Source organism: Planctomycetota bacterium (assembly GCA_016872555.1).
Lineage (GTDB): Bacteria > Planctomycetota > Planctomycetia > Pirellulales > UBA1268 > F1-20-MAGs016.
Map to the genome: position 1 here is coordinate 1 of VGZO01000124.1, position 2,879 is coordinate 2,879.

Annotated in this window: 6 protein-coding genes; 3 read left to right on the plus strand and 3 right to left on the minus strand. The window is 66.2% G+C overall.

Annotation, left to right across the window (positions count from 1 at the left end; genetic code table 11):
* Window positions 1-208: 208 nt before the first annotated feature.
* The 3 genes from FJ309_17370 to FJ309_17380 form a co-directional block, all read right to left on the minus strand.
* Entirely contained in the window at window positions 209-442 is a 234-nt protein-coding gene (locus FJ309_17370; GenBank protein ID MBM3956343.1) for an addiction module protein, read from the minus strand.
* A gap of 386 nt (window positions 443-828) precedes the next feature.
* Window positions 829-1,089, minus strand: a complete 261-nt coding sequence (locus FJ309_17375; GenBank protein MBM3956344.1) for a hypothetical protein — start codon at window positions 1,087-1,089, stop codon at window positions 829-831.
* 27 nt (window positions 1,090-1,116) lie between these two features.
* Window positions 1,117-1,317 carry a hypothetical protein gene (locus FJ309_17380; protein ID MBM3956345.1) on the minus strand — a complete coding sequence of 67 codons (201 nt, stop codon included), beginning with the start codon at window positions 1,315-1,317 and terminating at the stop codon, window positions 1,117-1,119.
* 120 nt (window positions 1,318-1,437) lie between these two features.
* Here FJ309_17380 and FJ309_17385 point away from each other — a divergent pair, with 120 nt between their 5' ends.
* The 3 genes from FJ309_17385 to FJ309_17395 all read left to right on the plus strand — a co-directional run.
* Complete coding sequence (locus FJ309_17385; GenBank protein ID MBM3956346.1) at window positions 1,438-1,629, plus strand: hypothetical protein; 192 nt, start codon at window positions 1,438-1,440, stop codon at window positions 1,627-1,629.
* A 6-nt stretch (window positions 1,630-1,635) separates the two neighbouring features.
* Complete coding sequence (locus FJ309_17390; GenBank protein ID MBM3956347.1) at window positions 1,636-2,037, plus strand: hypothetical protein; 402 nt, start codon at window positions 1,636-1,638, stop codon at window positions 2,035-2,037.
* A 61-nt stretch (window positions 2,038-2,098) separates the two neighbouring features.
* Window positions 2,099-2,879: hypothetical protein (locus FJ309_17395; protein MBM3956348.1), on the plus strand; the 781-nt coding region annotated here is incomplete at its 3' end.

A 2,879-nucleotide genomic window follows, 5' to 3' on the forward strand; every position in this document is an offset into this window, starting at 1 on the left:
AAAACGCCGTAAGGAAACCGCTTGACGGCCGCGCGACGCACATCTTCGTAGACCCTTCCATGGAGTTCGGGATGCGTTGTGATCCGCTCGAGCACTCGTCGCACTTCCCGAACCAGTCGCGTGCCTAAACCGGGCCGTTGGGCCTCGAGGTAGTCGCACGCTGCCAGAAGATCCTCGGTAGCCTGGTGCCGAAGAACAACCGGCAGGATCATTGCTTCGCCCGCGCCAGCGCCTCGGCCTCGACATCGGCCCACGGCCGCACGGCGTCTGGATTGGCCACGCTGTCAGCCAGCCGTCGCTCGAGCTCGGCTCGTTGCCACTCAGGCAAAGGCGATGCTTCTACGTCGCGAACCACGCTGTCCCAAATCGCCTCCGCGACCTGAAGCCGCTCCTCGATACTGAGGCGATCCAGTCCGAGGTCGTGGAGTGAAACACTGGCCATAACGTGCCTCCAAGGGCGAAGGGCAAACACTGGCGGCAATATACGCCCGTTCACGTACGACTTCAAGCGGGCAGTGGGTATCGAAAGTCTATCGCAGCGCGGCGTGCCGCACCCGGGACCAACGTTGTCCCTCCGCCCCGTACACTCTCAGTGATGGTTTGCCTTGCCACGCTCGCCCCTGCGGCCACCGCCGACGCTACGGGGTTTGCCATCCTCAAGCGCTCTCTCGACGGCCGGGAGCCGGCGCTTCCGGAGGGCTGCGTGCTCGACGTGGAGCTCGAGGCGAAGGAGCTGCTCAAGCTGGTTCTGCCGGTGGGACGGGCCGCGGTGGAGGAGGCGTATCGCGGCATGCGGGCGGAGCTCGGGCGGCGGCCGACGTCCTTGCTCTACTTCCGATTCAACAGTCGCTCGTACTCACTGTGGTGGCCGATCCAAAACCACACCAAATCAGCCCCATCCTCCACGGCGACGGCGCGGTAGTGAATTCCGACACGCACCGACCAAAACCGTCCAGCTTTCTTGAACCGCAGTGAGGGGTGTTTGGGGTCTTGTTTGAGAACAGCGTAGTTTTCGTCTGCAACATGCCGAATCGCTTCGGGCAGCCGGCGGTAAAACTGCCAAAACTTTCGGCTCGCTCGATGCCGCATCGCCGCCTCATGGTAGCGCTCGTCCGCTCACAAATCGGTGCACCGGCCTTCGCGGAGATCCTCGAGGGCTTCGTTCGCAAGATCGTCGAGCCGCCCTTCGCGAGCGTCCTGCTCGAATTGCCGATCCCACGCCTCGGCGTTGAACCGATCGAACCACTCACGAAAAGCCGCCAGGTCGGCCCTTGAAAGTCGTCGGACGGCTTCCTCGATTTCGCTGATCGTGGTCACGTTAACCTCACTTCGAGGAGTGTATACGGCCGTACACCTTTTGCCAAGGGCCTTTGCTAGGCCTCCGCCGCGGATTCTACCCGGACCAACGTTGTCCCTTGGCCCCGTACACTCTCAGGGATGGTTTGCCTTGCCACGCTCGCCCCCACGGCCACCGCCGCCGACGCCACGGGGTTTGCCCTCTTGAAGCGCTCTCTCGACGGCCGGGAGCCGGCGCTTCCGGAGGGCTGCGTGCTCGACCTTGAGCTGGAGGCGAAGGGACTGCTCACGCTGGTTCTGCCGGCGGGCCGGGCCGCGGTGGAGGAGGCGTAACGCGGCATGCGGGCGGAGCTCGGGCGGCGGCCGACGCCGACGGAGCTTTTGCATGCTCACTATCTGCCGCACACGTTGCGAGCGGCGCACGGCAGTGGGTTCCGGTTTTGCCGGGCCGAGGGGGATCTCGATGCGAGCGAGGAGCGCGTCGTCGAGCGGTTCGGGGCGTGGCTCGGGAAGCTCGGGGCGACGAACCTCAACAAGTCGTACAAGATAGTGGTGCTGCGGGTGCTCCTGGATCGCGACGCCTTGTGGGACGGCATGGAGATCGACAGCCTGGCGCACCGCGTGCCGCCAGTTCCTCATCTCGCACCCCGCCCTCCGCGCCGACCTCGCCGAGATCCCTCTGCCTGGAAGCCCGTTGCGCGAGCAAGGGCATCCGGGTTCGCCCGCGGCAACGAGCATTGATCTGTCTTCTGACGACCCCGCCTTCGCCGCCTACTGGCTTAAATGGCCGCTCTCGCGGTGGATGGACGACCAGGCCGGCCAGCGATGGTTCACCCGCCGGGGCGACAGGTTCGTGGCGGATTTCACGTGCCCGCCCGAGCTGCGCGCGGCTTTTGAGTTGCTCACGGGCGAACTCGTCGATCTCCGTCTCGCGCACTACACGCAGTCACGGCTCCGCGCGCCAGCGGCCCTGGAAGCCCGTAGCGCAAGCGAGGGAAACCGCCCCTCCACCACCTTTCGCGCCAAACTCTCCCACTCCGGCGGCAAACCAATCCTCTTCATCCCCGCCGTGGAATCCGTCCCGTCCCGCCCCACGGGCCCCACGCGCGTCCGCCTCCCCGACGGCCGGGAGTGGGTCTTCCGGTTCGTGAAGGTGGCGTGCAACGTCGCCCATCCGGTCGACGCCGCGAGTGCGCGTGGCAACAACGCTCTCCCCGCTCTGCTCCGCGACTGGTTCGGCCCCGACGCGGGTCTCCCGGGCACCAACTTCGAAGTCGAGTTCACCGATAGAGATGGACAGTGGTCCGCCGCGCCCGTTTCGCCACGGGAGGAAAACGGTGCCTGCTACCATTTGCCGGACGCCGTAGGCGATCCGGCCCCGGCCGCAGGCCGGGGTCTCCAGACAAATGGTGGCTGGCACCCTTTTCCGGCCCCCTCCCCGCTCCCCGCCGCCCGCTACACCACCCACGTCCCGGTCTACGACCTCACCGCCGCGGCGGGCTTTTGGGGACCGGAGAGTGTGCCGGAGGAGATCGGCTGGACGGAGGTGCCGGGCGTTTCGCTCAAGGCCGGCATGTTCGTGG

Excerpts from the sequence above, each read along its gene's own strand:
- FJ309_17385 (MBM3956346.1), top strand. The coding sequence starts at position 1,438 with ATGGTTTGCCTTGCCACGCTCGCCCCCACGGCCACCGCCGCCGACGCC.
- FJ309_17390 (MBM3956347.1), top strand. The coding sequence starts at position 1,636 with ATGCGGGCGGAGCTCGGGCGGCGGCCGACGCCGACGGAGCTTTTGCAT.
- FJ309_17370 (MBM3956343.1), bottom strand. The coding sequence starts at position 442 with ATGGCCAGTGTTTCACTCCACGACCTCGGACTGGATCGCCTCAGTATC.
- FJ309_17375 (MBM3956344.1), bottom strand. The coding sequence starts at position 1,089 with ATGCGGCATCGAGCGAGCCGAAAGTTTTGGCAGTTTTACCGCCGGCTG.